Source organism: Nocardioides sp. NPDC023903, assembly GCF_040639295.1.
Classification (GTDB): domain Bacteria; phylum Actinomycetota; class Actinomycetes; order Propionibacteriales; family Nocardioidaceae; genus Nocardioides.
Window position 1 is genome coordinate 144,401 of the sequence record NZ_JBEZZS010000007.1, and the last position, 26,976, is coordinate 171,376.

General features: G+C 69.1%; 26 protein-coding genes and 1 tRNA gene. 12 read left to right on the plus strand and 15 right to left on the minus strand.

The features are described from left to right. The first annotated feature begins 47 nt into the window (after positions 1-47). From AB0F44_RS10770 to AB0F44_RS10795, 6 genes are all read left to right on the plus strand, one after another. Complete coding sequence (locus tag AB0F44_RS10770; RefSeq protein WP_357355214.1) at positions 48-1,580, plus strand: helix-turn-helix domain-containing protein; 1,533 nt, start codon at positions 48-50, stop codon at positions 1,578-1,580. 198 nt (positions 1,581-1,778) lie between these two features. Continuing rightward, a complete protein-coding gene (uraD, locus tag AB0F44_RS10775; RefSeq protein ID WP_357355216.1) occupies positions 1,779-3,734 on the plus strand; it encodes a 2-oxo-4-hydroxy-4-carboxy-5-ureidoimidazoline decarboxylase in 1,956 nt (651 codons plus the stop codon). Further along, complete coding sequence (locus AB0F44_RS10780; protein WP_357355218.1) at positions 3,731-5,194, plus strand: FAD binding domain-containing protein; 1,464 nt, start codon at positions 3,731-3,733, stop codon at positions 5,192-5,194. The genes uraD (AB0F44_RS10775) and AB0F44_RS10780 overlap by 4 nt, the downstream gene beginning before the upstream one ends. After that, a complete protein-coding gene (gene xdhB, locus AB0F44_RS10785) occupies positions 5,191-7,575 on the plus strand; it encodes a xanthine dehydrogenase molybdopterin binding subunit (RefSeq protein ID WP_357355220.1) in 2,385 nt (794 codons plus the stop codon). The genes AB0F44_RS10780 and xdhB overlap by 4 nt, the downstream gene beginning before the upstream one ends. Before the next feature lie 4 nt (positions 7,576-7,579). Beyond that, positions 7,580-8,407 carry a xanthine dehydrogenase accessory protein XdhC gene (xdhC, locus tag AB0F44_RS10790; RefSeq protein WP_357355222.1) on the plus strand — a complete coding sequence of 276 codons (828 nt, stop codon included), beginning with the start codon at positions 7,580-7,582 and terminating at the stop codon, positions 8,405-8,407. 8 nt (positions 8,408-8,415) lie between these two features. Next, positions 8,416-9,717 (plus strand): guanine deaminase, encoded by a 1,302-nt coding sequence (locus AB0F44_RS10795; RefSeq protein ID WP_357355224.1) that lies wholly within the window; start codon positions 8,416-8,418, stop codon positions 9,715-9,717. Between the two features lie 76 nt (positions 9,718-9,793). Here the strand turns inward: AB0F44_RS10795 and AB0F44_RS10800 are convergent, their stop codons facing one another. The 7 genes from AB0F44_RS10800 to aceB all read right to left on the minus strand — a co-directional run bounded on the left by AB0F44_RS10800 (position 9,794) and on the right by aceB (position 16,409). Next, the gene (locus tag AB0F44_RS10800) at positions 9,794-11,206 is read right to left on the minus strand and encodes a nucleobase:cation symporter-2 family protein (protein ID WP_357355226.1); all 1,413 of its coding nucleotides are present in this window, start codon (positions 11,204-11,206) and stop codon (positions 9,794-9,796) included. Positions 11,207-11,215: 9 nt separating this feature from the next. Then, positions 11,216-12,121, minus strand: a complete 906-nt coding sequence (gene pucL / locus AB0F44_RS10805; protein ID WP_357355228.1) for a factor-independent urate hydroxylase — start codon at positions 12,119-12,121, stop codon at positions 11,216-11,218. Position 12,122: 1 nt separating this feature from the next. Then, complete coding sequence (gene uraH / locus AB0F44_RS10810) at positions 12,123-12,455, minus strand: hydroxyisourate hydrolase (protein ID WP_355228221.1); 333 nt, start codon at positions 12,453-12,455, stop codon at positions 12,123-12,125. Then, the gene (gene uraD, locus AB0F44_RS10815; RefSeq protein WP_357355230.1) at positions 12,452-12,958 is read right to left on the minus strand and encodes a 2-oxo-4-hydroxy-4-carboxy-5-ureidoimidazoline decarboxylase; all 507 of its coding nucleotides are present in this window, start codon (positions 12,956-12,958) and stop codon (positions 12,452-12,454) included. Before uraD (AB0F44_RS10815) ends, uraH begins: the two co-directional genes overlap by 4 nt. 99 nt (positions 12,959-13,057) lie before the next feature. After that, positions 13,058-13,525 carry a helix-turn-helix domain-containing protein gene (locus tag AB0F44_RS10820; RefSeq protein ID WP_357355232.1) on the minus strand — a complete coding sequence of 156 codons (468 nt, stop codon included), beginning with the start codon at positions 13,523-13,525 and terminating at the stop codon, positions 13,058-13,060. Between the two features lie 41 nt (positions 13,526-13,566). After that, positions 13,567-14,823 (minus strand): aldolase/citrate lyase family protein, encoded by a 1,257-nt coding sequence (locus tag AB0F44_RS10825; RefSeq protein ID WP_357355234.1) that lies wholly within the window; start codon positions 14,821-14,823, stop codon positions 13,567-13,569. Continuing rightward, entirely contained in the window at positions 14,820-16,409 is a 1,590-nt protein-coding gene (gene aceB / locus AB0F44_RS10830; protein WP_357355236.1) for a malate synthase A, read from the minus strand. The genes AB0F44_RS10825 and aceB overlap by 4 nt, the downstream gene beginning before the upstream one ends. A gap of 164 nt (positions 16,410-16,573) precedes the next feature. Here aceB and AB0F44_RS10835 point away from each other — a divergent pair, with 164 nt between their 5' ends. After that, a complete protein-coding gene (locus AB0F44_RS10835) occupies positions 16,574-17,341 on the plus strand; it encodes an IclR family transcriptional regulator (RefSeq protein WP_160025653.1) in 768 nt (255 codons plus the stop codon). A gap of 13 nt (positions 17,342-17,354) precedes the next feature. Here the strand turns inward: AB0F44_RS10835 and AB0F44_RS10840 are convergent, their stop codons facing one another. Continuing rightward, on the minus strand, positions 17,355-17,729 hold the full coding sequence (locus AB0F44_RS10840) for a VOC family protein (RefSeq protein WP_357355238.1): 375 nt from the start codon (positions 17,727-17,729) through the stop codon (positions 17,355-17,357). Between the two features lie 121 nt (positions 17,730-17,850). Here AB0F44_RS10840 and AB0F44_RS10845 point away from each other — a divergent pair, with 121 nt between their 5' ends. Further along, positions 17,851-18,633, plus strand: coding sequence for a carbonic anhydrase family protein (locus tag AB0F44_RS10845; protein WP_357355240.1), 783 nt, complete (start codon positions 17,851-17,853; stop codon positions 18,631-18,633). Positions 18,634-18,639: 6 nt separating this feature from the next. Here AB0F44_RS10845 and AB0F44_RS10850 read toward each other — a convergent pair whose 3' ends face one another. From AB0F44_RS10850 to AB0F44_RS10860, 3 genes are read right to left on the minus strand one after another with little or no spacing between them, the layout of a single operon-like run. Beyond that, positions 18,640-19,053, minus strand: a complete 414-nt coding sequence (locus AB0F44_RS10850; protein WP_357355242.1) for a PPOX class F420-dependent oxidoreductase — start codon at positions 19,051-19,053, stop codon at positions 18,640-18,642. A 51-nt stretch (positions 19,054-19,104) separates the two neighbouring features. Then, complete coding sequence (locus tag AB0F44_RS10855) at positions 19,105-19,434, minus strand: nucleoside triphosphate pyrophosphohydrolase family protein (RefSeq protein WP_357355244.1); 330 nt, start codon at positions 19,432-19,434, stop codon at positions 19,105-19,107. A 39-nt stretch (positions 19,435-19,473) separates the two neighbouring features. Further along, positions 19,474-20,256, minus strand: a complete 783-nt coding sequence (locus tag AB0F44_RS10860) for an MBL fold metallo-hydrolase (protein ID WP_357355246.1) — start codon at positions 20,254-20,256, stop codon at positions 19,474-19,476. A 454-nt stretch (positions 20,257-20,710) separates the two neighbouring features. Between AB0F44_RS10860 and AB0F44_RS10865 the strand changes: the two genes are divergently transcribed. After that, entirely contained in the window at positions 20,711-22,252 is a 1,542-nt protein-coding gene (locus AB0F44_RS10865) for a hypothetical protein (protein ID WP_357355247.1), read from the plus strand. A 249-nt stretch (positions 22,253-22,501) separates the two neighbouring features. Here AB0F44_RS10865 and AB0F44_RS10870 read toward each other — a convergent pair. Further along, a tRNA-Tyr gene (locus AB0F44_RS10870) sits at positions 22,502-22,583 on the minus strand. 136 nt (positions 22,584-22,719) lie between these two features. On the opposite strand from AB0F44_RS10870, the gene AB0F44_RS10875 reads away from it, so the two are divergent. From AB0F44_RS10875 to AB0F44_RS10885, 3 genes are read left to right on the plus strand one after another with little or no spacing between them, the layout of a single operon-like run. Further along, positions 22,720-23,211: a YajQ family cyclic di-GMP-binding protein gene (locus AB0F44_RS10875; RefSeq protein ID WP_141802451.1), complete on the plus strand. Its 492-nt coding sequence runs from the start codon at positions 22,720-22,722 to the stop codon at positions 23,209-23,211. 4 nt (positions 23,212-23,215) lie between these two features. After that, entirely contained in the window at positions 23,216-23,710 is a 495-nt protein-coding gene (locus AB0F44_RS10880) for an SRPBCC domain-containing protein (RefSeq protein ID WP_357355250.1), read from the plus strand. Between the two features lie 39 nt (positions 23,711-23,749). Next, on the plus strand, positions 23,750-24,208 hold the full coding sequence (locus AB0F44_RS10885) for an Rrf2 family transcriptional regulator (protein ID WP_091044275.1): 459 nt from the start codon (positions 23,750-23,752) through the stop codon (positions 24,206-24,208). Between the two features lie 103 nt (positions 24,209-24,311). Here AB0F44_RS10885 and AB0F44_RS10890 read toward each other — a convergent pair whose 3' ends face one another. Genes AB0F44_RS10890 through cysT form a run of 3 tightly spaced genes read right to left on the minus strand, consistent with a single transcriptional unit; the run spans position 24,312 to position 26,972 of the window. Beyond that, positions 24,312-25,283, minus strand: a complete 972-nt coding sequence (locus tag AB0F44_RS10890; protein ID WP_357355252.1) for a sulfate ABC transporter ATP-binding protein — start codon at positions 25,281-25,283, stop codon at positions 24,312-24,314. 14 nt (positions 25,284-25,297) lie between these two features. Next, positions 25,298-26,140: a sulfate ABC transporter permease subunit gene (locus AB0F44_RS10895; RefSeq protein WP_357355254.1), complete on the minus strand. Its 843-nt coding sequence runs from the start codon at positions 26,138-26,140 to the stop codon at positions 25,298-25,300. Then, positions 26,133-26,972, minus strand: a complete 840-nt coding sequence (cysT, locus tag AB0F44_RS10900) for a sulfate ABC transporter permease subunit CysT (RefSeq protein ID WP_357355256.1) — start codon at positions 26,970-26,972, stop codon at positions 26,133-26,135. The genes AB0F44_RS10895 and cysT overlap by 8 nt, the downstream gene beginning before the upstream one ends. Between the last annotated feature and the right edge of the window lie 4 nt (positions 26,973-26,976).

Sequence of the window (26,976 nt, forward strand, 5' to 3'; positions counted from 1 at the left end):
TTCCTCCAAGACGCGGCCGATATGGACCGGCGACCGGTGGAGGCACCGTGCTACTTGCAGAGCTGTTGGAGACGCCCAGCCTGGGCCTGCGACTCCTGCACGCACCCGAGGGGTCGCTGGAGCGTCCGGTGGGGCGCACGATCACGATCGACCTGCTCGAGCCGGGGCGCTATCTGAACGGCGGCGAGCTCGTGCTCACCGGACTCGTCTGGCGCCGCGGGCCGGAGGACAGCGAGACGTTCGTGTCCTCGATCGCGGAGGGTGGCGCGACCTGTCTGCTGGCCGGAGCCGCCCTGCTCGGCGCGGTTCCCGACGACCTCGTCGACGCCTGCCGCCGCCATCAGGTCGCCCTGGTGGAGGTGCCCGGTGACGTGGCGTTCGCCGACGTCACCGAGTACGTCGCGGCTGCCGGTGCCGCGGGTGCGAGCGCCCGGATGTCGGCCAGTCTGGCCCGCCAGCGCCAGCTGCTCTCCGCCATCGCCTCGGGCCGCAGCCTCGACGAGCTGGCCGCCCGGGTCGCCTCCGAGATCGGCCACGCGTGCCGGGTGCTCACCGCGAGCGGGCGCCATGTCGTACCCGGACCGGGCGAGCTCGATCCGGAGACGGTCGACGCGCTGACCCGCCGCTTCCTGACCGCCGACCTGCTGCCCGCCGTGGCCGAAGTGGGCGACCGCAGCTACTCCCTGTTCCCCATCGGATCGGGTCTGGCCGACCGCCTCACCGGATGGACCGTGGCGGTCGAGGGCGACCACACCACCTGGCCGCGGGAGGACCTCGACATGGTCCACGAGTTCGGTGCCATCACAGCACTGGACCGATCCCGGCGCGACGAGGGATTTCGCGTTCGGCGACCACTCGCGGCCGCGACCCTCGCCCACCTGGAGGCTGGTGCCTCACCTGCCGAGATCGCGACCGGGCTACGCCAGTCCGGGCTCGATCCCGAGCGTCCGCTCGTGCTCGCCGTGGCCGAGCTCGGGCCAGGTGGCCCGCCGGACGCGGTGGCCGCGGTGCTCGAGGATGTGGCTCTCGGCCTGGGGCCGTCCGTCGTCGCGAGCGCGCGGGACGGCTGTGCCGTCGCCTTCCTCCCGTCCCGCCCTGACCTCACCGATCAGCTGCGCCGCTCGCTGACCCGGCTGGCGCCGGCACTGGTCCGCGGCTCGCTGTCGGTCGGGCTGAGCGGCGAGAGCGGCGTCGACGCTCTGGCCGGGGCACTCGAGGAGGCCCGGTTCGCGCACCGGGTCGCCCGCTCCGGCGGCGGCGCGGTGGCGCTGTCCAGCTCGGAGGAGGTCACCTCGCACGTACTGCTGCTCGCCACCGTCCCCGACGACATCCGCCGCACCTACGCGCAGCGCGTCCTCGGCCCCGTCCTCGATCATGACCAGCGCACCGGCAGCGATCTGGTGCCGACGCTCGACCGGTTCCTGACGTACGCCGGGTCGTGGACGCGTACGGCTGAATCGCTCCATCTCCACGTCAACAGCGTGCGCTACCGGATCTCCCGGGTCGAGGAGCTGACCGGCCGTGATCTGACCACGATGGAGGACCGGGTCGACGTCTTCCTCGCCCTCAGATCACTGTAAGAAACAGCCTCCGAAACCGGTTCGAAACCACCCTGCAACCGGCCGCACGTCATTCTGGAGCATCACACAAAGCCCGCATCCGCGGTGACGTCATCTTCGGATGATCGGCGGGTGCCGCTCGGGGCCCCGAGAGACCAGGCTGTGGGGTAAGTCACAGCTCACCTGCCCACCGAGGGCGCCCCCGAGAAAGGTGTGAGGATGAACGCGAGAGCAGTCCTGAGGTCGATGAGGCCCCAGAAGAAGGACGGTGGCCGCCCCGTCCACCCCGTCGACGAGGTCCTCCCGGCGGGCAAGCTCGCCGTCTACGGCCTCCAGCACGTGCTCGCGTTCTACGCCGGGGCGGTGATCGTCCCCATCCTGCTCGCCAACTCGATCGGGTTGAGCCAGCAGGAGCTGATCCACCTGATCAACGCCGACCTGTTCACCTGCGGCATCGCCTCGATCATCCAGTCGGTCGGCTTCTGGAAGGTCGGCGTACGCCTGCCGCTGCTGCAGGGCGTCACCTTCACCGCCGTCTCGCCGATGATCGCGATCGGACTCGCGGCCGGCGGCGGCACCGACGGGCTGCTCGTCATCTACGGCGCGGTGATCGTCGCAGGTCTGGCGACCTTCTTCATCGCCCCCTACTTCAGCCGGCTGATCCGGTTCTTCCCGCCGGTCGTGACCGGCTCGGTGATCACCATCATCGGCATCGCCCTGCTGCCGATCGCGGCCGCGGACGCCACCGGCGGCGCCGGCCCGACCTCGGACCCCACGAGCGGCCGCAACATGGCGTACGCGCTGGGCACCCTGGCCCTGATCGTGATCATCCAGCGGGTCTTCAAGGGCTTCATGGCCACCGTCGCCGTGCTCGTCGGCCTGGTCGTCGGCACCCTGGTCGCCTGGGCCCTCGGGGATGCCCACTTCGACGCGGTCGCCGGCTCCGACTGGGTCGGGGTGACCACCCCGTTCCACTTCGGCTGGCCACAGTTCTCCGCCGCCGCGATCGTGTCGATGATCGTCGTCATGCTGATCACCGCCGTCGAGACCACCGGTGACGTCTTCGCCACCGGCGAGATCGTCGAGAAGCGGATCGGCCGCAGGGACATCGCCCGGGCCCTGCGCGCAGACGGTCTGGCCACCACCATCGGCGGCGTCTTCAACTCCTTCCCCTACACCTGCTTCGCCGAGAACGTCGGACTCGTCCGGCTGACCCGGGTCAAGAGCCGCTGGGTCGTCGCGGCCGCCGGCCTGATCATGGTCCTGATCGGGCTGCTCCCCAAGGTCGGCGCGATCGTCGCCGGCATCCCGCACCCGGTCCTCGGCGGCGCCGCCCTGGCCATGTTCGCGACCGTCGCGGTGGTCGGCTTCCAGACGCTCAGCAAGGTCGACTTCCACGACCACCGCAACGTGGTCATCGTGGCAACCAGCGTCGGCCTGGCGATGTACGTCACCGCGCAGCCCGAGGTCGCCCAGGCCGTCCCGGGGTGGGCCGAGATCATCTTCGGCAGCGGCATCACCCTCGGCAGCCTCACCGCCATCCTGCTCAACATCCTGTTCCACCACGTCGGCCCGGACTACGGCCCCGCCGTCGCCGGCCAGCCCGGCGAGGGCGTCCGGCTCGACCAGGTCAACCAGATGGGACGTACGGAGTTCGTGGAGACGTTCGACGGTCTCTTCCAGGGGCCGCGGTGGATGGTGGAGCGGGCCTGGGAGCAGCGTCCCTTCGCCGACACGCACGCTCTGCGCCGCGCGTTCCAGGACGCCCTCTTCAGCGGCTCCGTCGAGGAGCAGCGAGAGCTGATCGAGGCCTACCCCGAGCTCGGTTCGCGCCTGGTCTCGGACGGGATGGTCGGCGAGGAGTCGCTGCGCGACCAGTCCTCGCGCGGCCTGACCCACCTGGCCGAGCCGGACCAGGAGACGCTGGCCTCGCTCACCGACGCCTACCACGAGCGGTTCGGCTTCCCGCTGGTCATCTCCGTACGCGACTCCGACTCGCTCGACCGGATCCTCGCCGAGGGCCGCGCGCGGCTGGGCAACTGCGAACGGCAGGAGCACGCCGCCGCGCTGATCGAGATCGCCAAGATCGCCGGCCACCGCTTCGACGACTTCCTGCGGGATGCCAACCCGATCCACAGCGCCCGCACCCGCAACCCGATCCGGAGCCAGTCATGACCACACCCAGCGCCCCCTGTGTCACGGTCAACGGGGACCAGGTGCCCCTGACCGGGGTCGCCACCCACACCACCGCCCTCGACTGGCTGCGCGACCGCGGCCTCACCGGCGCCAAGGAGGGCTGCGCCGAGGGCGAGTGCGGCGCCTGCTCGGTGCTGGTCGCCCGCCCCGGCACCGACACCGCGACCGAGTGGACCGCCGTCAACGCCTGCCTGGTCCCGGTCGCCGCGCTCGACGGCCAGGAGCTGGTCACCAGCGAGGGCCTCGGCAGCAGCAGCGACCTCCACCCGGTGCAGCAGGAGATCGCCGTACGCGGCGGGTCGCAGTGCGGTTACTGCACCCCTGGTTTCGTCTGCAGCCTGGCCGCGGAGTTCTACCGCCCCGGGCGCACCGCCGATGCCGAGGCCGAGCCGTGCGATCACGAGCACGGCCCGAACGGGGTCGACCTGCACGCCTTGAGCGGCAACCTGTGCCGCTGCACCGGCTACCGCCCGATCCGCGACGCGGCGTACGCCCTGGGGGCACCTGCCGAGGACGACGCACTGGCGGCACGTCGCCAGGCACCGCCGCCCGCGCCGCGCCCGACCCGGCTGGCCGTCGACGGTGCCGAGTTCGTACGTCCCGAGACCCTCGCCGACACCCTCGCGCTGCTCACCGAGCGGCCGGAGGCGCAGGTCGTCGCCGGCTCGACCGACTGGGGTGTGGAGGTCAACATCCGCGGCCGCCGGGCGCCGCTGGTCGTAGCGGTGGACCGGCTGCCCGAGCTCCGCTCGCTCACGGTCGGCGACGACACGATCGAGATCGGCGCCGCGCTCACCCTGACCGAGATCGAGCGTCGCCTCGACGGGCGGGTCCCGCTCCTGGCCGAGCTCTTCCCGCAGTTCGCCTCGCGCCTGATCCGCAACGGCGCGACGATCGGCGGCAACATCGGCACCGCCTCTCCCATCGGCGATGCCCCGCCGGCGCTCCTCGCGCTCGACGCCGACGTCGTCCTGGCCTCGCCGCGCGGCGAGCGGGTCGTCCCGCTGGCCGACTACTTCACCGGCTACCGCGAGACGGTCCGGGCCGCCGACGAGCTGATCCGCAGCGTACGGCTCCCGCTGCCGCTCGCCCCGCTCGTCGGCTTCCACAAGATCGCCAAGCGCCGCTTCGACGACATCTCCAGCGTGGCCGTCGGCTACGCGCTCGAGATCGCCGACGGAGCCGTGGTCCGCGCCCGGATCGGCCTGGGCGGCGTCGCGGCCACCCCGCTGCGTGCCGTCGCCACTGAGGACGCCCTGGTCGGCCGGCCCTGGACCGAGGAGACCGTACGCCGCGCCGCGACCGTCCTCGCCGGCGAGGGCACACCGATGGACGACCACCGCGCCAGCGCGTCCTACCGCTCGGCGATGCTGGGCCAGTCTCTGCTGCGCCTGTTCCACACCCACCGGCCTGTCGACCTGGAGGAGGCACTGGCATGAGTGCCCTGTCCGAACGTCCCGAGAATCCCATCGTCGGGATCCCGCTCCCGCACGAGAGCGCCGCGCTGCACGTCACCGGCGAGGCGCTCTACACCGACGACCTGGTTGGCCGGATCGCCGGCACGCTGCACGCTTGGCCGGTCCAGGCCCCGCACACTCACGCCTTGATCACCGCGATGCGGACCGAACCGGCGTACGCGGTCCCGGGGGTCGTCCGTGTGCTCACCGCCGACGATGTACCCGGCGTCAACGACGCGGGCGTCAAGCACGACGAGCCGCTCTTCCCGACCGAGGTGATGTTCCACGGCCACGCGGTGTGCTGGGTGCTCGGCGAGACCCAGGAGGCGGCCCGGCTGGGCGCGGCCGCGGTCGAGGTCGACTACGAGCCGCTGCCCTCGCTGGTCACCGTGACCGAGGCGATCGCGGCGGAGAGCTTCCAGGGCACCCCACGCAACCTCGAGCGAGGCGACGTCACGGCGGCTCTGCAGAACGCCGCCCACGTCTTCGAGGGCGAGTTCGAGTTCGCCGGCCAGGAGCACTTCTACCTCGAGACCCACGTCTCGCTGGCCCTGGTCGACGAGGGTGGCCAGGTGCTGGTGCACAGCAGCACCCAGCACCCCTCCGAGACTCAGGAGATCGTCGCCCACGTGCTCGGCGTCCCGAGCCACGAGGTCACCGTCCAGTGCCTGCGGATGGGCGGCGCGTTCGGCGGCAAGGAGATGCAGCCGCACGGCTACGCCGCCATCGCCGCGCTCGGCGCCACCCTGACCGGGCGTCCGGTGCGGCTACGTCTCAACCGCACCCAGGACATCACCATGTCCGGCAAGCGTCACGGCTTCCACAGCACCTGGCGCGTCGGGTTCGACGACGATGGCCACATCCTCGGCCTCGAGGCCACGCTCACCGCCGACGGCGGCTGGAGCCTCGACCTCTCCGAGCCGGTGCTGGCCCGCGCGCTGTGCCACATCGACAACGCCTACTGGGTGCCCGACATCCGCGTCGACGGCCGGGTGGCGCGTACCAACAAGACCTCGCAGACCGCCTTCCGCGGCTTCGGCGGACCGCAGGGCATGCTCGTCATGGAGGACCTGCTCGGCCGGTGCGCACCGCTGCTCGGCATCGACCCGCTCGAGCTGCGCCGCCGCAACTTCTACCAGCAGGACCAGACCACCCCCTACGGCCAGCCCGTACGCCAGGCCGATCGGCTGGCGGCCTGCTGGGACCAGGTCGCCGACTCTGGCGAGGTCGCGCGGAGGCGCGCGGAGATCGGGGAGTTCAACCGTCGCCATCCGCACACCAAACGAGGCTTGGCGATGACGCCGGTGAAGTTCGGCATCTCGTTCAACCTCACCGCCTTCAACCAGGCCGGCGCCCTCGTCCACGTCTACAAGGACGGCTCGGTGCTGATCAACCACGGCGGCACCGAGATGGGCCAGGGCCTGCACACCAAGATGCTCCAGGTCGCCGCTACCGCGCTCGGCCTGCCCCTTTCCCGGGTCCGGTTGGCACCGACGCGCACCGACAAGGTTCCCAACACCTCGGCGACAGCGGCCAGCTCGGGCGCCGACCTCAACGGGGCCGCGATCAAGAACGCCTGCGAGCAGATCCGCGAGCGGCTCGCCCAGGTCGCCGGCGGTCGTCTGGGGATCAGCCCCAGCGACGTACGTTTCGACGACGGTGTCGTCCACGGTCTCTCCCCCGCTTCCGGCGAGATCGGCTGGAACGAGCTGGTCAACGTCGCGTACCACCAGCGGGTGCAGCTGTGGGCGGCCGGCTTCTACCGCACCGAGGGCCTGCACTGGGATCCCAACGTGATGCAGGGCGAGCCGTTCAAGTACTTCGCCAACGGGGTGGCCGCGTCCGAGGTCGAGGTCGACGGCTTCACCGGCGCCTACACGCTGCGACGCGTCGACATCGTCCACGACGTCGGCGACAGCCTGAGCCCGCTGATCGACATCGGTCAGATCGAGGGCGGCTTCGTCCAGGGCGCCGGCTGGCTGACCCTGGAGGACCTGCGCTGGGACACCTCCGACGGCCCCAACCGGGGCCGGCTGGCGACGCAGGCGGCGAGCACCTACAAGCTGCCGAGCTTCTCCGAGATGCCCGAGGACTTCCGGGTGAAGCTGCTCGAGAAGGCCCACGAGGAGGGCGCCGTCTACGGCTCCAAGGCCGTCGGCGAGCCCCCGCTGATGCTCGCCTTCTCCGTACGCGAGGCGCTGCGCGAGGCGGCCGCCGCCTTCGGCCCGGCCGGCATCAGCGTCGACCTGGCCTCCCCGGCGACGCCGGAGGCGGTCTACTGGGCGCTCGACAAAGCGCGTACGCCCCAGGCCCCCGCGCCCAGCGACATCGGTGCCGAGCCGGCCCTGGTGAGCGGGAGGTGACGACATGGAGTGGCTGAAGGCCGTCCAGCGGCTGCGTGAGCAGCGGGTCCCCGGCGTACTGGTGACCCTGACGTCCGTGCGCGGTCATTCGCCGCGCGAGGCCGGGGCGAAGATGGTCGTATCGGCCGACCGCACCTGGGCCACCGTCGGTGGCGGCAACCTCGAGGCGGTCGCGATCGAGCGCGCCCGCGCGATGCTGGCCGAGGACCGTGCGGTGCCTGAGACGCTGAAGGTGTCGCTCTCCGACAAGGCGCCCTACCAGCACGGCGTCCAGTGCTGTGGTGGCGAGGTCGAGCTGCTGCTCGAGCCGCTGCCCGTCGTACCGTCCGTCGCCATCTTCGGGATGGGCCACGTCGGGCTCGAGCTGGCGCGCATCCTCGCCCGCCACGATCTCGAGCTGCACCTGGTCGACTCCCGCACCGCCCAGCTCGAGCCTGAGCAGCTGCGCGGGCTGGACGACGCCGTCGCCGGCATCCACGTCCACCAGGTGCCGGTGCTGCCCGAGCTCGTCATCGGCGAGCTGCCCGAGGGCACCCACGTCCTGGTCATGACCCACGACCATGCCGAGGACGCCGCCCTGTGCGACGCTGCGCTCCGCGCCGGGCATCTGGCGTCGATCGGGCTGATCGGCTCGAGCGCCAAGTGGAGCCGGTTCCGGGCCAAGCTCGCCGACGAGGGCCACGCCCCCGAGGCGATCGCCCGCATCACCACACCCATCGGACTTCCCGATCTCGGCGGCAAGGAACCCGCCACGATCGCGGTCAGCGTCGCGGCCCGACTGCTCCAGATCTTCGCGGGCGAACCCGCGTCAACCGAACAACAACCAAGGTGAACCCCACGATGACGCTCTTCCGAGGAACCTTCCTCGACACTCCCGACGACCCCTTCACCGGCGGTCAGCTCCGCACGGAGCAGGACGGCGCGCTGCTCGTATGCGACGGCGTGATCCGCGCCCGCGGCAGCTACGCCGACCTGCACCGCCAGCACCCGCAGGAGGAGGTCGTCGACCTCTCCGGCGGCTTCGTGCTGCCCGGATTCGTCGACACCCACGTGCACTTCCCGCAGGTACGCGTCATCGGCGGGCTCGGCCTGCCGCTGCTCGACTGGCTCGACCAGTGCGCCCTCCCCGAAGAGGCGCGCCTGGCCGACCCGGCCTACGCCGAGGGCGTGGCCAGCGACTTCGTACGCGGCCTGGTCGGCGCCGGCACCACGACCGCGCTGGTTTTCGGCAGCCACTTCGCGCCCGCGGTCGACACCGTCTTCGCCGAGGCCGCCCGCGTCGGGCTGCGGATCACCAGCGGCCTCGTGGTCAGCGACCGGCTCATCCGCGAGGACCTGTTCACCGACCCGGACCGGGCCCGCGAGGAGTCTCTTGCGCTCGCGGCGCGCTGGCACGGGGTCGGCAGGGCCCGCTACGCCGTGACGCCGCGGTTCTCGCTGTCGTGCTCCGACCCGTTGCTCGCGGCCTGCGGCGACGTACTGCGTGCCGTACCGGGGGCGATGCTGACCTCCCACGTCAACGAGAACACCCGCGAGATCGAGACCGTCGAGGCGCTCTTCGGCTGTGACTACGTGACGTCCTACGACCGGCACGGCCTGGTCGGCCCCGGCACCGTCCTGGCGCACAACGTGCACCCGACCGACCCCGAGCTCGCTCTGTTGGCCGCCCGCGGTGCCGCCGTCGCCCACTGCCCCTCCAGCAACGCCGCCCTCGGCAGCGGCCTCTTCCCGCTGGCCCGCCACCGCGCCCACGGCGTACGGGTCGCGATGGGCTCCGACGTCGGCGCCGGCACCGGGTTCTCCCTGCTCAAGGAGGGCCTGAGCGCGTACGTCGCCCAGCAGCTCCTCGGCGAGGCCGGTCACCCCTTGACCCCCGCCCACCTCCTCCACCTGGCCACCCGCGCGGGCGCAGAAGCCCTCGGCCTCGGGGCCGCGGTCGGCGATTTCTGCGTCGGCCGCCGCTTCGACGCCCAGTGGATCAAGCCCGCCACGAGCACGCCCCTCGACGTCGGCCTCACCCACGCCACGGACGCCGGCGACGCCCTGGCCAAGATGTTCGCCCTCGGCACCCCCGCCGACGTACGCAACGTATGGATCGAAGGCGAGCTCGTCAACGCCCCCGACCCTCACCTCGTGGGCTGACGCAAATCCCGCCGAGTCGGCTCGTCATAACGAGCCGACTCGGCGGGTTTTCAGGTGAGGACGAGCCGACTCGGCCTCACGACCGCTCGATGTCGTCGTCGAGACGCTCCCCGAAGCCCTCACGAGAATCCTGGGAGGCGGCGAAGACCGAGGCACCGGCGCGGTTGCCGACGGTGATCTCGTTGAACAGCAGGTTGAGCACGACGGCGACCAGTGCGGTGGCGCTGATGCCGGAGTGCATGATGACCCCGAGCCACTCCGGGAAGGCGTCCCAGAAGGTCGGCGCCGCGATCGGCAGGATCCCGACGGCAATCGCCACGGAGACGATCACCATGTTGAGGTTGTCCTCGTAGTCGACGCGCGAGAGCGTACGGATCCCGCTGGCCGCGACCGAGCCGAACAGGACGATGCCGGCACCACCGAGCACGGGATAGGGGATCGCCGCCACGACCGCCCCGACGACCGGCAGCAGCCCGAGGAGCAACAGCACGAGACCACCGGTCGCCACGACGTACCGACTCCGGATGCCCGTCAAAGCCACCAGCCCGACGTTCTGCGCGAACGCGCTGCACGGGAACGTGCCGAACAGCGGGGCGACGGTGGTGGCGGCCATGTCGGCGCGGAGGCCGTTGGCGACACGCTTGGCGTCCACGTCGGTCTCCACGATCTCGCCGATCGCCAGGATGTCCGCGGTCGTCTCGGTCATGATCACCAGCACCACGATCGTCATGGAGACGATCGCCCCGACCTCGAAGGTCGGGCCACCGAAGTGCAGGACCGGCGGGAGCGCGACCAGATCGGACTCACCCACCGAGGAGAAGTCGGCCCGGCCGGCGATCGTCGCGATCACGGTCCCGACGACGATCCCGATGAGGATGGACAGACGTGAGATCGCGCCCTGGAACACCCTGCTGATCACCAAGATGACGAGCAGCGTCAGACCCGCGTACGCGATGTTGGTCATCGACCCGTAGTCCGGCGCCTCCGCGTCGTTGCCCATCGCCCACCGGAACGCCACCGGCATCAGCGAAAGCCCGATGACCGTGATGATCGTGCCGGTGACGACGGCGGGGAAGAGCCGGACCAGCTGGGCGAAGAACGAGGACAGGACCAGCCCGATCACCCCGGCGACGATGATCGCCCCGAAGACGGGGCGCAGCCCGTCCTCGCTGGCGATCGTGACCATCGTCGACACGCTGGCGAACGAGATGCCCTGCACGATCGGCAGCCGGCTGCCGAAGGGTCCGAGGCCGAGCGTCTGCAGCAGCGTCGCGAACCCCGAGACGAAGAGCCCGGCGGTCACCAGCAGCGCCAGGTCCGTGCCCGACAGGCCCGCGGCACCCCCGACGATGAGCGGCGGCGCGATCACGCCGCCGTACATCGTCAGGATGTGCTGCGTGCCGTAGGCGAGGAGCTGGCCCGGCGGATGCCGCTCGTCCTCAGGCCGGGTCGTGATCGGCGCGGTGGCCTGCCTCCTGCGACCTAACATCGCCGGGCCTCAGCAGAATCCGGGGATGGCGTGCCAGGCGTTGCCGGCATCGGGGGCCTCGTCGCGTACGACCGAGGCTTCGATCAGGCCGTAGGGCCGGTCCGCGGCGAAGAAGACCTCGCCGGGGTTGTCCAGGCCGAAGGGCGACAGGTCGGAGAGGAAGTGGTGCTTGTTGGGCGCGGAGAACTTGATCTCGGCGACCTCTCCGTGCTGCTCGAGCACCGAGGTGCCCATCCCGTTCAGGGTCTGCTGCAGCGCGAGGCTGTGGATCTCCGCGAACCGCTGCAGCAGGAGGGCGCGGATGGAGTCGTACGTCTTGTCCCAGTCGACATCGGTGCCGATGTAGCGCCAGCGGGCGACGAGCGAGGTCGCCAGGATCCGGTCTGTGGTCTCCTGCAGGGTCGTGTATTCGTCCTTGAGGAAGCCGTGGAACTCCGAGCCGGTCGACTTGAGCACGACGAGGTCCTTGATGCCGGAGACCACATGGGCGACCCGGTCCTCACCGCGGCCGTCGACGTTCACCACGGTGGTCCGTACGCCGCCACCCGAGCGGACGAAGGAGTGGTCGTGACCCGCGCCGTCGACCTGGATCCGGTCCCAGGCGTACTCGTCGATCTCGACTCGGGCGCCCTCGGCGGCCGGGCAGGCCTCGAGGTAGCGGTCGGCGAGAGCCAGCGCGAATTCCTCGATCGAGGCGACGCCGATCTCCTTCGCATAGGCGAAGACGGTGTTCTTCTGGGTGTCGGTCGGCAGTACGTCCTGCTGGTCGCCGCTGGTGTGAGCGTCGTCGAAGCTGCCGCGCAGCGCGGTGGAGACGTTGAGGTCCCGGATCTGGTGGCGAGGAGTGTCGCGGTAGATGCGTACGACGCGGTTCTCGGCCTTGCCGTACTGGTTGGGTCCAAGGCGAATGGGCATGTCAGCTCCCTCGGTAGGTGGAGTAGGCGAACGGGCTCAGCAGAAGTGGCACGTGGTGGTGCCGCCGGTCGGTGACCGCGAAGGTGACGGAGACCTGCGGGTAGAAGCACTCCTGACCGGTCGCCGCGTAGTAGGCGGCGGTACCGAACCGGAGCTGATAGGTGCCGGCCGGGACCTGATCGGGTCCCAGGTCGGTCACTCGGCCGTCGTCGTCGGTGACGGCGTCGGCGAGGACATGGTCTGAATCGTCGATCCTGCTGAGCCGGACCGGGACACCGGCGGCCGGGCGGCCGAGCGCGGTGTCGAGTACGTGGGTCGTGATGGCGCTGGTCATGCCGAGACCTCCGCGGCCAGGACGCGCTCGAGGCGGAGCAGTGCGATCTTGCGCAGCTCGTCGGCGACTACGGCCGCCTCCTCGTCGTGCTCGTGACCCAGCCTGTCGCGGAGGGCGCCGAGCACCTGGTCGGCCGAGAGGCCCGTGGCGCAGATCAGGAAGACCCGGCCGAAGCGCTCCTCGTAGGCCCGGTTGCCCTCGGCGAGGGCCTGTGCCGTGGACTGGTCGGTGCCGACCGCGGCCTGCTCGCGCCGCGACCAGGCGGCCTCGGCGTGCTCGCCCTCGGCGCGCTCCCCGATCCGGGGATGGGCGGCCAGCGCCTGGTCGACGTCGGCCGCGGTGAACCGTCGGGCCGCCTCGTCCGCGGCTCGGACGACGTCGGCCTCGTCGGCGTAGGGGCGCCCGGCCAGGACCGCGGCGACCCAGCTCGGAGCATCGCAGCAGGCCTGCAGCACGGGCCGCACGACATCCGCCGGTGAGGTGTTGAAGCTCTGGAGATCCATGAACCGTTCTCTCTCGCTATGCGGAAACTAATTTCCGTACAGCAACAACGATTGCATGTGGCTCTCGTCACAGTCAACAGTTTGTTGAAAAGTCGGGGGCTACTCCCGCTCGCGGTTCAGGTAGTTGTAGACCGTGAAGCGGGTGACCCCGAGCGCCGCGGCCACGATCTCGGCGCTCTTGCGGTAGTCGAAGGCGCCGCGCTCCTCCAGCAGTCGCACGGCGCGCTGCTTCCCCTGGCGGTCCAGAGCTGCCAGGTCGCCGCCGAGGATCTCCGCGACCTCGGCGAGCAGCGCGTCCAACCCGCTGGCCGTACGCCGCGGCGCGCTGTGCCCCTCGACCCGGACCTGGAAGGTGATCTGGTCGGCACCGTGGTCCAGGCCGGCGGCCACCACCTCGGCCAGCGTGGCCAGGACGGCGTCCCGCTCGCCGCGCATCGACGTGCCCAGAGGCCCGAAGTCGCACTCCAGACCGGCCTCGCGGGCGGCCGCGAGCGCCGCCGTCGCGTGCTCGGGAGGCTCACCCTCGCCACGGAACGGTTCGGTGGTGAACTCGGCTTCGACGCGCATGGCGGCAGGCTACCCAGCCTGCCGCCATGCGGTCGGGATGCTCAGGCGGTGATCCGGCGGCGAGCGAGCTCGGCCAGTTTCGCCTGGTCGATCCCGGCGAGCGTCTCGACCTCGTCGACCGCGACAGCTCCGCACTCCACCCCACGCAGCACGAACGCGGCGAGCGCGGCAGCAGTGGCAGGCTCGTCGAGATAGCTGGAGTCACCGCCGTGGACGTACGCCCGCAGGCGGGCCGAGGCAACGTCGAGCCCGTCCCGGAAGAACACGTACGTCGCGATGTAGCGGCTGGGGAGCTGGGCCGGATGCAGGTCCCAGCCCTGGTAGATCCCGCGGGCGAGCGAGCGACTCACCAGGCGTGAGTGGAGCCGCCACGCCGCGCGCACCGAATCGGGACTCCCGACCGGGAGCACGTTGGTCGAGCCGTCCGAGACGAAGACGCCGGTGCCGGCGGCGGCCACCTGCATCACGTCCTTGGCGTGGTCGGCGACCGGGTGCTCCATGCTCTGGAAAGCGGCCGCGACCCCGAGCGAGGCGGAGTAGTCGTAGGTGCCGTAGTGCAGGCCGGTGACCCGACCGGCGCCGGCGGCGATCATCCGCGCGATCAGGGCCGTGCCGTCTGAGCCGAGGATCGCCTGCGGCGTCTCGACCTGGATCTCAAACCTCAGGCTTCCCGGCGTGATGCCATGAACCGCCTCGAGCGCGCCCAGCGCGGTGACCATCGCGGTGACCTGCTCGACGGAGGTCACCTTGGGCAGCGTGATGACGAAGCCGTCACCGAGGCCGCCCTCACGGACGAGCCCGCCGAGGAAGAGGTCGAGCGTACGCAGCCCGCGGTGTCGCGTCGGGGCCTCGAACGACTTGATCCGGATGCCGTGGAACGGCGCCGCGGAGCCGTCACGGACGGTGGCGGCGAGCGCCCGGGCGGCCGCCACCACGGCGGCGTCCTCGTCCTCGTCGGGCCGAGCCCCGTAGCCGTCCTCGAAGTCGATCCGCAGGTCCTCGATCGGCTCCGCGGCCAGCTTGGCCGCCACGCGATCGTAGATCTCGTCTGCCAAGCCAGGCGTCAGGTCGAAGGAGTCCGCGACCTCGGCAGCAGAACCCGCGTGCTCAGCCAGCACCCGTCCGGACTCGGCGGACCACTCAGCGACGGTCTTCTCGTCGTAGCGGTCGCCCGGGACGTAGACGGTGTGCACCGGCTGACGTACGCCCCGATCCCCCGGATAGTCAGCGGCCAGCGCCGCATCGGCGCCGGCGAGCGCGCGGTCGAGCCAGCCGATGAGGTCCTCGAGGTGGCTCATGAACCGACCACCTGCTCGTAGGCCGGCAGGGTCAGGAAGTCGACGTAGTCGTCGGCGAGCGCGACCTCCTCGAAGATGGTGCGGGCCTGCTTCAGATGGTGCTCGATCCCCTCGGCCGCCGCGAGCAGCTTCACCATCTCCTCGTCCAGGACCCGGCGTACGAGCTCTGCGGTCACCTGGGTCCCGTCGTCGAGCTTTGACCCGTTGTGCACCCACTGCCAGATCTGCGAGCGGGAGATCTCGACCGTGGCGGCGTCTTCCATCAGGTTATGGATCGCGACGGCGCCGGCGCCTTGGATCCAGGCGTCGAGGTAGACCAGCGAGACCTCGACGTTGTCACGCAGCCCCGCGAGGGTGATCGCGCCGCCGGCGGAGGCGACGTCGAGCAGGTCCTCGGCACGCACCTCGACGTCGTCGCGCTGCCGGTCGACCTGGTTCGGCCGGTCGCCGAGAACAGAGTCGAAGATCTCGCGGCAGATCGGGACCAGGTCGGGATGGGCCACCCAGGAGCCGTCGAAGCCGTCGCCGGCCTCGCGCTCCTTGTCCTCACGGACCTTGGCGAAGGCGGTGGCGTTGACCTCCTGGTCCCGGCGGCTCGGGATGAAGGCTGCCATGCCGCCGATGGCGTGGGCGTTGCGGCGGTGGCAGGTCTTGACCAGCAGCTGGGCGTACGCACGCATGAACGGCGACTTCATCCCGACCGTCGCCCGGTCGGGCAGCACGAACGAGGGTCCGGCGTCACGGAAGTACTTGATCAGGCTGAACAGGTAGTCCCAGCGGCCGGCGTTGAGCCCAGCTGCGTGGTCGCGCAGCTCGTAGAGGATCTCGTCCATCTCGAACGCGGCCGGGATCGTCTCGATGAGGACGGTCGCACGCACGGTGCCGTGCGGGATCCCCAGTTCGGCCTGGGCGAAGGTGAACACGTCGTTCCACAGCCGCGCCTCGAGGTGGCTCTCCATCTTGGGGAGATAGAAGTACGGCCCGCTCCCGCGCTCCACGAGCTCGCGGGCGTTGTGGAAGAAGTAGAGCCCGAAGTCGACCAGGGCGCCGACGACCGGCTTGCCGTCGACCAGGACGTGCAGGTCGTCGAAGTGCCAGCCGCGCGGACGCATCACGATCGTGGCCAACCGCTGGTCCTGCTTGAGCTCGTAGAGCTTGCCCTGCGGGGACATCGCCGAGATCTGCCGCCGCACGGCGTCGTACAGGTTCACCTGGCCGCCGATCACGTTGCTCCAGTGCGGCGTGCTGGCGTCCTCCATGTCGGCCAGCCAGACCCGCGCCCCGGAGTTGAGGGCGTTGATCGTCATCTTCCGGTCCGTCGGGCCGGTGATCTCGACGCGGCGGTCCTGGAGGTCGTCGGGGACCGGTGCCACCGTCCAGTCGCCGGCACGTACGTCGGCCGTCTCGGGCAAAAAGTCGAGCCGGCCGGTGCGGGCGACCTCCTCGCGGCGCACTCGGCGAGCGGCCATGAGCTCGTCACGGCGGGCCCCGAACCGTCGCTGCAGATCCGCGACGAAGTCGAGGGCTTCGGGGGTGAGGATCTCGGCTCCTCGCTCGACGTCGCCACCGGTGATCTGAATGTTCACGAGCTCCACCCTTCCAGGGCTACAGTTTTCCTTTGAATGGATTTCTCTTTCCGCATTGCGGATATTAATCCGGCCAGACAAGGGACGCAACCGGCTGGATTTCCTCTACACGACGCTAGACTTCCGTCATCCGGAAGACAGTACCCATAGATCGGGGAGCTCAGGTGAGCGAGAACGAGAAGGCGCCGAAGGCACGCACCGGGGCCGTGCAATCGATCGAGCGTGCCTTCGCACTGCTCGAGACGATGGCCGACGCCGGCGGGACCATGGGGCTCTCCCAGCTCGCTGCCGCCTCCGGCCTGCCGCTGCCGACCATCCACCGGCTGGTGCGCACCCTCGTCGACCTGGGCTACCTCCGCCAGGAGGCCAACCGGCAGTACGTCCTCGGTCCCAAGCTGATCCGGCTCGGCGAGAGCTCCTCGCGCATGCTCAGCACCTGGGCCCGCCCGCACCTCACCCGGCTCGTCGACGAGGTCGGCGAGTCGGCCAACCTGGCGATGCTCGACGGCGACCAGATCGTCTACGTCGCCCACACCGAGTCGCGCCAGTCGATGCGTATGTTCACCGAGGTCGGCCGCCGGGTCTCCCCGCACTGCACCGCCGTCGGCAAGGCCATCCTCGCCGACATGGCACCCGACCAGGTCCGCGACATCCTCCGGCGCACCGACATGGTCCCCTACACGTCGACCACGATCACCTCGCGCGACGACTACCTCGACCAGCTCGAGCAGGTCCGCGAGCGCCGCTACGCCATCGATGAGGGCGAGCAGGAGGCAGGCGTACGCTGCGTCGCCGTCGCCGTCCCCGACTACGCCCCGCGCCTGGCGATGTCGATCAGCGGACCCACCGGCCGGATGAGCGACGAGCTCATCGAGCGCGCCGTCCCGCTGCTCACCGAGGCCGGCAAGCAGCTCGCCGCCGACCTGGCCTGACCTGCGTCGACGGTCAGCCGCCGTACGGCACCGTGATGATCTCGAGGTTGTGTCCGTCGGGACTCTCCCAGTAGACGCCGCGACCGCCGTCGTTGTGGTTGATCTGGCCCTCCCGCCGATGGAAGGGGTCGGCCCAGTAGGTGATGCCGCGCTCCTCGATCCGTCCGAAGATCTCGTCGAACTCGTTCTCGGACACCTTGAACGCGTAGTGCTGGGGCCGGAAGTCCTCGGCCTCCACCACATCGAGGCTGACCTGGTTGGTGAGCTCGACGACCCGGAACGGGCCGAAGAGCTGAGCCTCTGGAAGCCCGAGGATCTCGGTCAGGTGGGTCGCCATCGCGTCCCGGTCGGAGGCATGGACGATCGTGTGGTTCAGCTGGACGCTCATCGGATTCTCCTCTCGCGTCATTACGACTCTAGGTCGCGGACACGACGCCGCCGACCGCAATTCGTGGTACGTATTTCGGTCCACGGGTCACTTCGACCCGGTAGATCTCGGGAGATCTGTCATGAAGCGCACCAACGTCGGGCTGAACCGTCGCGCACTGCTCCAGGGAGCCGCCGCCATCGCGGGGCTCACCGCTCTGTCCTCGTCAGCCGCCGCATCCACGACCGCCGCCGGCCCACCGCACCCTGCACCGCACCAGAGCCCCATCCGCATCTACCGCGGCGGCACCCAGCAGGCGCACCTGCCCGCCCTGCACGTCCACTATCCCCACGACGCGACCGTCACGATGAAGTACATCCGCGAGGACGCCGACGAGCCCGACGGCTGCACCGTCCGTGGCGACGAGGAGACCGTACGCGCCGAGCTCCCGCCCGGGGTCGGCTCGCTCGAGATGGACGGGGTGACGTACGGCCTGGTGCAGTTCCACTGGCACACCCCGAGCGAGCATCTGCTCTCCTCCCGGGACTATCCGATCGAGATGCACTTCGTGCACCAGGACGCCTCTGGCCACACCCTCGTCGTCGGCGTCTGGGTCCGTCCGGGCCTCACCAACCCGACTCTCGGCAGCCTCTACGACCACCTGGTCTCCGAGTGCTCGACCGCCGACCACGTAGGCCACATCGACGTCGGCGCCCTCCTGCCGCGCCGGCACACGTCCTACCGCTACGACGGCTCGCTGACGACCGCGCCGTACACCGAGCACGTCCAGTGGGTCATGCTCACCGACCCCATCACGGCCTCATCCCGCCAGATCAAACGGTTCCGCACCATGTTCCCGACCGGCAACCGCCGCGACGTCCAGGACATCACCGACCGCGTCGTCCTCACCGACCGCGGGCTCTGACAGCTCCTACCAGCCCGAGGGACGTACGTTGCCCAGCACCCGAGTCACGGTGATCTCGATGACCACGCGCTCCGGATTGGGCCGGGGCTGCCGGTAGCGCTCGGCGTACCGCCGCTCGGCCTCAGCCACCGACTCGGCGTCGTCCTTGACCACCGCCGTGCCCTCCAGCGTGCACCAACGACGCCCGTCCACCTGGCTGACCGCCGCCTGCGCACCAGGCCCGGCCGAACGTACATTCCGAACCTTCTTGCTGCCCGCGCTGCTGATGACGCGCGCGATGCCGGCCTCGGGATCGAACGTCACCCCCACAGGGACGAGATGCGGGCTGCCATCCGGGCGGCTCGTTGTCAGGAAGCAGACCCGCCGCTCCCGCCAGAACTCGTCGTTCTCCGCGGTCAAGGGAGTTGCGTCGACTGTCATGGGTGCTCCTTCGTGAACCAGGGCCGTGGCTGCCACGGCTCTATCGGTGGGTCAGCGGTGGTCGCCACTGCCACCGATGGCGTCGCGCTGCTGACGATCGGCGAGCTTCTTGATGTTGAGCTCGGCAATGTCCGCGAGCGGAAGCCCGAAGTGGTCAGCGAGGACCGCCAGGTACCACAGTGTGTCGCCGAGCTCCTTGGCGAGATCATCGAGGTCCCATTGGGCGAAGTCGCTGTCGTGGTCCCGAATGATCTTCTTCGCCTTCTCGGCGATCTCGCCCGTCTCGCCGACCAGCCCCAGCAGCAGATGGAACACCTCGTTGGGAGTGCCCTTCGACGCCGCGGTGCGCAGCGCTGCCTGCTGGTAGGCGTTCAGATCCATGACCGGAACATATCGCGCCTCACGGCTCCGCTCCGCTGCTCAAGGTTCCGCTGTCACCTGGGCGGCACGTCGACCGACGTACTCGTCAATGATCTGTCGCATTCGATCGCCGTCGAATGGGTCCCCGTGGCCCGGGTAGACGATCTTCACGGGGAGAGCGCGGAGTCGGAGCATGCTGCTGACGTAGTCCGCGATATCCGACTCGGGAAGTTCATCCAGAAGATCATCGTCGTAGATGACATCACCGCTGAACAATGAGCCGTCGGCCTCGTTGAACAGGCACACGCTTCCCGGAGTGTGGCCCGGCATGTGCAGGACACGCAGTGTCATGTCGCCGAGGTCGATGGTGTCGCCATCTTCGAGGGCAACAGTGGCTGGCGCTGGTGAAATCGCATAGCGATGCGGTTCGAAGCCGTCGAAGGGTAGGGCGCGGATGAGCCATTCAGGAAGCACTGCTCCCGGAAGATCCAGGCCAAGCAACCGTGCCAGTTCCGGTCCGTTCAGACTCGCCGCCGTGTTCTCGTCAACGAGCGATGTGCGATGCATACGACGGTCGTCGAACTCGTGCGCTGAACCAACGTGGTCCAGATGCGCGTGCGTAACCACGAGAACAGGATCTCTCTCGAAGACGACCGGTAGAGAGTCGCGCAAAGACGCGACACCCAACCCGGCATCTACGACCAGATCACGGCTGGCTCCTCGTACATGCCAGATGTTGGCGCACAACAGGTCGTGGACGTAGGGCTCGTCGATCATCGTCACGGACTCGGTGACGGGCCGAACCCGATACCACTCCGCCGCTACGGTCAGCGCGGGCTTCATCGGGCGGGCCCCGTCGGGCGTTCTGTTAAACGAGGGACAGCACGAGTGGCAGCCATACCCCTCACTGTGGCCCGAACCGTCCTTTGGGGTCCAACCCATTAGGCAGGATGACCAGCTCTCCGGGCATGACTGTAGGCGCCGGGTGAGGGCAGCCGGAGAAGCGAAACACCCCGGTGGCCAACGTTTCCGCTGATCACCGGGGTGTCCTCCCAGGCGTGGCAGATGAAGGATTCGAACCTTAATCCGGACGGCTCGGCTCCCCGATCTCGGGTACCACCTCGTCGCGCCCCTCCGCGCAAGGCTCCATCACATGACTATGGGCGCCATGACCCCTATGCACCTGGGTCGAAGGATTGACATTGCCCCATCTTCATCTGCGCTTGCTTTAATGCCTTGAGCTCCTTTCCGGGTCCAGATGCAGGAGCAGGCTTCGGGGCCAGACTTAGGAGCAGATATGCGGAGGTCTGTGCTCACCGCGGTGAGCGTGCTCTCACTGATGTTCAGCCTCGCTGTCCTGCAGGCGCCACCGGCTACTGCGGCGGTCTCGATATCGGTCACCGCGTCGGCCTCCACCGTGAGCGAGGGTTCGGCTGTCCAGATCAGTGGCACGGCATGGGGTGCGAGGCTCGGCAGCGTCGTCGACCTGCAGCGCTGGTACGACGGCGCTTGGCGGCGGGTCGCTCGCAAGACGCTCATCGACACCCGCCGCTTCTCCTTCCGCATCACGCCGCCGCGGGGCGTACAGCGCTACCGCGTACGCAAGCCCGCGCAGCTCGGACAGGCTGCTGCTACGTCGCGGACGATCACCCTCACCGTCACCTGGCGCCCGAAGGTGACGGCCTCGACCTCGGTGTTCCTGCGCTCGGACCGAATGTGGGTCACACGGGTGACGGGCAGCGCTCCGGCCAACACCCTCGTCAATGTGCAGCACTGGGACCCGGTAACCAGTGCGTGGATGACGACCGGACCTGGCGCGGTCTCCGATTCGGCGGGGCGCTACCGCGTCGATGTCGATGGCCGCCCGACCGGCTGGCGCTTCCGCATGATGAGCGCGCCATCCGGGCCACGGTTGAGCGGCTACTCCGGCACCCTCAGCGCAGTACAGCGACCAGTCCCGTTGGCGATGAACCAGGAGACGCATATCCGCGCTCTCGTCGCCGACCCGTCCCCTGGCCGCGCCTCGCTCTCGTTGCCTGCCACCGCCGGCGACCTTGTGTCCGTCGCCATTGACTACGCCCGTGTATCGACGGTCGATGTCGCGCTCAACGGCACTCCGATCGCCACGATGGCACCGCCCTACCAACATCGCGTCACCACGTTCCGCGCCCCGGCGACCGGCACCTACCTTCTGACCTCCCACGTCTACGACGGCGTGTCCGAACCGGTCACGATCTGGACCTCGACCGCTAAGACGATCCCGTATGGCCAGATCTGCTGCGACGCCGACCAGGACCGTCCTGGTCAGATCGTGGATGTCTCCATCCCGGCATCTCCTGACGATATGTACGTCTTGACCGTGCCGGAATATGAGCAGTGGCCCACACACACGCGCTCGTTTCTTGACCCGCATGGTCTCCCGGTTCAGTCGCTCTACTCCATGCGGACCGCCTACGGCATCGGCCAGGTGTTCCGCCTGACAGAGGCCGGCACGCACACGCTCCGCTATATCGCGCACGAGGTCGAACCGCTTGTCGTGAGGGACACGCTGGACCCGATCGCCACCACAGACGCGACGTTGGACGGCGGCCCGGTCCAGGGCGGTGCGAACTCAACGAGCAGCGCCGGCCGGTTCCGATTCGTCGTGCCGAATGGAACGACCTTCATCGTCAGCTCCCGAGAAGACGGCCAGCTCCTCACACCGTCCGGGGAGAGAATCGGCCATCGCGCTGACGAGACCTGTGTCGAGAACGCCACGGGAGGGCAGTACGACCTGATCGTGTGGCGCACCCTCGCATACTTCTCCGTCCGGACAGCAAGACGCTGCCCGAACCCCTGACCCCACCAGCCGCGCGCGGGTCACACGGGGCGACCCTCTGGTGAAGCTCCAGGGCTCGACGGAGCTTGGCAAGACCCACCCCCCGATCTGAACGCCGGTCCGAACCATCCGCAACTTGCCGAGGCGTACTCATGGACGTTCCGTGGACGTGATTGCATGGAGATGGTGAGACTGGGCCGGACACGGCCAGAGAGACGAACACCCCGGTGGCCAACGTTTCCGCTGGTCACCGGGGTGTTCTCCCAGGCGTGGCAGATGAAGGATTCGAACCTTCGAAGGCAAAGCCGACGGATTTACAGTCCGCTCCCATTGGCCGCTCGGGCAATCTGCCTGGGTTGTGCGCGCGCCCCGGTTAAGGGGATCGCGACAGCAATAAACAATAGCGCAGGGGCTGGCGGCGTACGAAAACGGCACTAGGTCCTAGGGTGAGACAGCACAGACTTGGCCAGAATCTAGAGGAGAGAGTCATGGCGGACTCGTCGTTCGACATCGTGAGCAAGATCGACCGCCAGGAGGTCGACAACGCGCTGAGCCAGACGGCGCGGGAGGTCTCGACGCGGTTCGACTTCAAGGGCACCAACGCGACCATCGAGTGGAGCGGCGAGCAGGGGATCGAGATCTCGGCCTCGGCCGACGACCGCGCGAGCGCGGTGCTCTCGGTCTTCCAGGACAAGCTGATCAAGCGCAAGCAGTCGCTGAAGATCCTCGACGCCAGCGAGCCGCGCCAGTCGGGCCAGCAGTCGAAGATCTCGATCACCCTCAAGGAGGGCATCTCCTCCGAGGACGCGAAGAAGATCTCCAAGCTGATCCGCGACGAGGGTCCCAAGGGCGTCAAGGCGCAGATCCAGGGCGACGAGCTCCGCGTCTCCTCCAAGAAGCGCGACGACCTGCAGACCGTGATCTCGCTGGTCAAGGGCCAGGACTACGACTTCGCGGTGCAGTTCATCAACTACCGCTGAGCTCGTGGCCTACGAGCACCCGAGAGCCTCGGTCGAGATCGACGCTCCGATCGAGGTGGTGTGGCGGGTGATGGTCGAGACCGAGTCGTACGCCGCATGGAACCCGTTCGTCGTCTGGGCCGAGACCGCGCAGCCGGCGGCGGTCGGCAACCCGATCGTGCTGCATGTGACCTGGGCGAACGGCGGCCGTGCACGCTCGCCGGAGCGGATCTCGGCGCTCGAGCCACCGGTGGTCGGCGAGGACGGAGTCGAGGCTGCGTACCTGGCTTATGTCTACGAGGGCTGGCCGGCGCGGCTCGGCCTGGTGCGGGGCGTACGTCACCAGCGGCTGACCCAGCGGTCCGGCGGGCCAACGCGCTACGAGACGGTCGAGGAGTTCTCCGGTCCGCTGGTCGGGCTGGCCGGGCCGGAGCGAGTTGCGGACGGGTTCCGGCGGCATGCAGCGGCTCTCAAGGCGCGGGCCGAGACGCTCGTGAATCAAAGTGGACTTGACCACTAGATTGAGCGAAATTCTGCATTCATCTGCAAGAATGTGGCCGTGCGAGTATCTGCCAAGTCCGACTACGCCCTCCGCGCCCTCATCGAGATGGCCGCGCGCGAGGACGGAAAAGCTGTCAGCGCCGAGGAGCTCGGCCGCGCCCAGGAGATCCCTCACGGGTTCCTGCAGGCGATCCTCGCCGACCTCCGCAAGGCCGGCGTCGTCATCTCACAGCGCGGCCAGTCAGGCGGTTGGCGCCTGGCCCGCAAGGCGTCGGACGTCTCCGTCGCCGATGTGATCCGCGCCGTCGACGGCCCGCTGGTCTCGGTCTATGGACTGCGCCCCGAGGGCGTCACCTACAACGAGCGCGCCGACGTCCTCCAGCACGTGTGGATCGCCGCCCGCGACTCGCTGCGCGAGGTCTTCGAGAAGGTCTCGATCGCCGAGCTCGCCTCCCGCGAGCTCCCCGACGAGGTCACCACCCGCACCGCGCGCGACGAGGCCTGGCTGCCTCACTGAGCCGTTGGGATACCCGGTTAACCGGGTATTCCTGCACTTCTCTGGCATTGCAACACCTGAGAAGTGCAGGTTTCACCGGTTAACCGGGTATCCCGTCACGCCCCTACGCCGCCGGCGCCGGCATCGTGTAAGCTCCGGGCGACGGGGTGACGAAGACGTTGACGCCCTCCTCGAGCTGCAGAGCCCGGGCATGCGTACGCGTCATCTCGGCGGTCACGACCTCACCGTCGTCGGTGAGGACCGTGAGGCGCACCTCGAACCCGATCCGCAGGACGCGCGAGACGGTGCCCTCGAGCGAGTGCTCCGAGATCGGCGACGGGGTGACCTCGACGTCGTGGGGCCGGATCAAGGACCCGCCCAGGGTGGTCACGTCACCGAGGAACGACATCACGAAGTCGTTGGCGGGCTCGTCGTAGAGCTGCTCGGGGGTGCCGATCTGCTCGATGCCGCCCTGGTTGACGACGACGATCTCGTCGGCGACCTCGAGGGCCTCCTCCTGGTCGTGGGTCACGAAGACGGTGGTCACGTGCACCTCGTCGTGGAGGCGTCGCAGCCAGTCACGCAGCTCCTTGCGTACCTTCGCGTCCAGGGCCCCGAAGGGCTCGTCGAGCAGCAGCACGGACGGCTCGATGGCCAGGGCCCTCGCCAGCGCCATCCGCTGCCGCTGGCCGCCGGAGAGCTGGGAGGGCAGCCGGTTGGCGAACTGCGAGAGATGCACGAGCTCCAGCAGCTCCTCGACCTTCTTCGCGACCTCCGCCTTGGGGCGCTTGCGGATCTCCAGCCCGAAGGCGACGTTCTTGGCCACCGAGAGGTGCTTGAACGCGGCGTAGTGCTGGAAGACGAAGCCGACGTTGCGCTTCTGGACCGGCAGCGAGGTCGCCTCGACGCCCTCGATCTTGATCGTGCCGGTGTCGGGCGTCTCCAGCCCGGCGATGACCCGCAGCAGGGTGGTCTTGCCGCCGCCGGAGGGCCCCAGCAGGGCGGTCAGCTGCCCGGTCGGGATGGTCAGGTTGATGTCCTCCAGCGCGACGAAGTCGCCGTAACGCTTGTTGACACCACTTACTTCGATGCTCATGGGATGTGGTCCTTTCACCGCACGCGCGCACCGCGGGCGCGCAGCACGAAGACGATGAGGATGCAGATGACCGAGACGCTGGCGAGGAGGAAGGCGACGGCGTACGCGCCCTGCTGGTCGAAGTTGAGGTACTTCTCCTCGACCGCGAGGGTGGCGGTACGGGTCTGGCCGAGCACGTTGCCGGAGACGACCTTGACCGCGCCGAACTCGCCCAGCGACCGGGCCAGGGTGAGCACGACGCCGTAGATGACGGCCCACTTGATGCCCGGGAGCGTGATCCGCCAGAACGTCTGCCAACTGCTCGCGCCGAGCGACGCGGCGGCCTGCTCCTGCTCGGTGCCGATCTCCTCCAGCACCGGGATGACCTCGCGGATCACCAGCGGCAGCGACACGAACGCGGTCGCCATGATGATGCCGGGCGTCGAGAAGATGATCTGGATCCCGGCCGACTCGAGGGTCGGCCCGAACCAGCCGTCGCGGCCGCCGTAGACCAGCACGAGCGCCAGTCCCACGACGATCGGCGAGACCGACAACGGCAGGTCGATCATCGCGCTCAGGAGGCGCTTGCCAGGAAATTCCGTACGTACCAGCAGCAGCGAGATCGAGACGCCGAAGAGCAGGTTGATCAGCGTCGCGACCACGGCAGCCACGCAGGTCAGCTTGATCGCGTGCATCATCTGCGGGTCGTTGAAGATCTCGGTGAACGCCTCGGTCGTGAACCCGACATCGGGCACGTGGAAGGCGTTCCAGGCGACCAGGACAACCGGCCAGGCCACCAGGAGCCCGAGGTAGGCGATGACGATGACGCGGAGGACGTACGTCAGCGGGGTGCGCGGAGCGCGACGGGTCTCAGCCACGGCGGACCATCCTCCTCTGGACCAGGTCGAGGACGACGATCACGAGAAGAGAGACGCCCAGGAGCATCGCCGCGATCGCCGCCGCACCCTCCGGATTGTCGTTCTCGATCGCGGACAGGATCCGCACCGAGGCGACCTCGGACTTGAACGGCAGGTTGCCCGAGAGCAGGACCAGGGAGCCGTACTCCCCCATCCCGCGCGCGAAGGAGAGCGCCGCGCCCGCCGCGATGGCGGGTGCCAGCGAGGGCAGGATGATCCGCCAGAACGTGGTGAACCGGGAGGCCCCCAGGGAGGCCGCGGCCTCCTCCACGTCGGTGTCCAGCTCCTCGAGGACGGGCTGCACCATGCGTACGACGAAGGGCAGCGTCACAAACGCGAGCGCGAGGTAGACCGACGTCGACGTGTTCGCCCAGTGCAGGCCGAGGGGTGACTCGGCGCCGTAGAGGGAGAGCAGTACGAGACCGGCGACGATCGTCGGCAGCGCGAACGGGATGTCGATGATCACCTCGAGCAGGCCCTTGCCCCAGAACTTGTCGCGGACCAGGACCCAGGCGATGACGGTGCCGACGACGACGTTGATCAGGGTGACCACGATCGCCGCACGGATCGTCAGCAAGATCGCGGACGCGGTCTGCTCGTTGGTGAGCTGGTTCGCGAACGCGGACCAGCCGCCGCTGGAGGCGGTGATGATCACCGCCACCAGCGGGATGAGGACGAGCAGGCTGAACCAGAGCATCGTGATGCCGAGCCCGATGCCGCTGGTCCTTGTCAGAGTGTTGCCTGGCCGGCTGCGACGGGCAGCCGGCCGGGCTGTAGGGATGGTTGTCGTCATGACC

Excerpts from the sequence above, each read along its gene's own strand:
- xdhC (WP_357355222.1), top strand. The coding sequence starts at position 7,580 with ATGGAGTGGCTGAAGGCCGTCCAGCGGCTGCGTGAGCAGCGGGTCCCC.
- AB0F44_RS10825 (WP_357355234.1), bottom strand. The coding sequence starts at position 14,823 with ATGAGCCACCTCGAGGACCTCATCGGCTGGCTCGACCGCGCGCTCGCC.
- pucL (WP_357355228.1), bottom strand. The coding sequence starts at position 12,121 with ATGCCCATTCGCCTTGGACCCAACCAGTACGGCAAGGCCGAGAACCGC.
- AB0F44_RS10860 (WP_357355246.1), bottom strand. The coding sequence starts at position 20,256 with ATGAAGCCCGCGCTGACCGTAGCGGCGGAGTGGTATCGGGTTCGGCCC.
- AB0F44_RS10800 (WP_357355226.1), bottom strand. The coding sequence starts at position 11,206 with ATGTTAGGTCGCAGGAGGCAGGCCACCGCGCCGATCACGACCCGGCCT.
- AB0F44_RS10890 (WP_357355252.1), bottom strand. The coding sequence starts at position 25,283 with ATGAGCATCGAAGTAAGTGGTGTCAACAAGCGTTACGGCGACTTCGTC.
- AB0F44_RS10820 (WP_357355232.1), bottom strand. The coding sequence starts at position 13,525 with ATGCGCGTCGAAGCCGAGTTCACCACCGAACCGTTCCGTGGCGAGGGT.
- uraD (WP_357355230.1), bottom strand. The coding sequence starts at position 12,958 with ATGGATCTCCAGAGCTTCAACACCTCACCGGCGGATGTCGTGCGGCCC.
- AB0F44_RS10840 (WP_357355238.1), bottom strand. The coding sequence starts at position 17,729 with ATGAGCGTCCAGCTGAACCACACGATCGTCCATGCCTCCGACCGGGAC.
- AB0F44_RS10875 (WP_141802451.1), top strand. The coding sequence starts at position 22,720 with ATGGCGGACTCGTCGTTCGACATCGTGAGCAAGATCGACCGCCAGGAG.
- AB0F44_RS10865 (WP_357355247.1), top strand. The coding sequence starts at position 20,711 with ATGCGGAGGTCTGTGCTCACCGCGGTGAGCGTGCTCTCACTGATGTTC.
- uraH (WP_355228221.1), bottom strand. The coding sequence starts at position 12,455 with ATGACCAGCGCCATCACGACCCACGTACTCGACACCGCGCTCGGCCGC.
- AB0F44_RS10855 (WP_357355244.1), bottom strand. The coding sequence starts at position 19,434 with ATGGATCTGAACGCCTACCAGCAGGCAGCGCTGCGCACCGCGGCGTCG.
- cysT (WP_357355256.1), bottom strand. The coding sequence starts at position 26,972 with ATGACGACAACCATCCCTACAGCCCGGCCGGCTGCCCGTCGCAGCCGG.
- xdhB (WP_357355220.1), top strand. The coding sequence starts at position 5,191 with ATGAGTGCCCTGTCCGAACGTCCCGAGAATCCCATCGTCGGGATCCCG.
- AB0F44_RS10850 (WP_357355242.1), bottom strand. The coding sequence starts at position 19,053 with ATGACAGTCGACGCAACTCCCTTGACCGCGGAGAACGACGAGTTCTGG.
- AB0F44_RS10795 (WP_357355224.1), top strand. The coding sequence starts at position 8,416 with ATGACGCTCTTCCGAGGAACCTTCCTCGACACTCCCGACGACCCCTTC.
- uraD (WP_357355216.1), top strand. The coding sequence starts at position 1,779 with ATGAACGCGAGAGCAGTCCTGAGGTCGATGAGGCCCCAGAAGAAGGAC.
- AB0F44_RS10780 (WP_357355218.1), top strand. The coding sequence starts at position 3,731 with ATGACCACACCCAGCGCCCCCTGTGTCACGGTCAACGGGGACCAGGTG.
- AB0F44_RS10845 (WP_357355240.1), top strand. The coding sequence starts at position 17,851 with ATGAAGCGCACCAACGTCGGGCTGAACCGTCGCGCACTGCTCCAGGGA.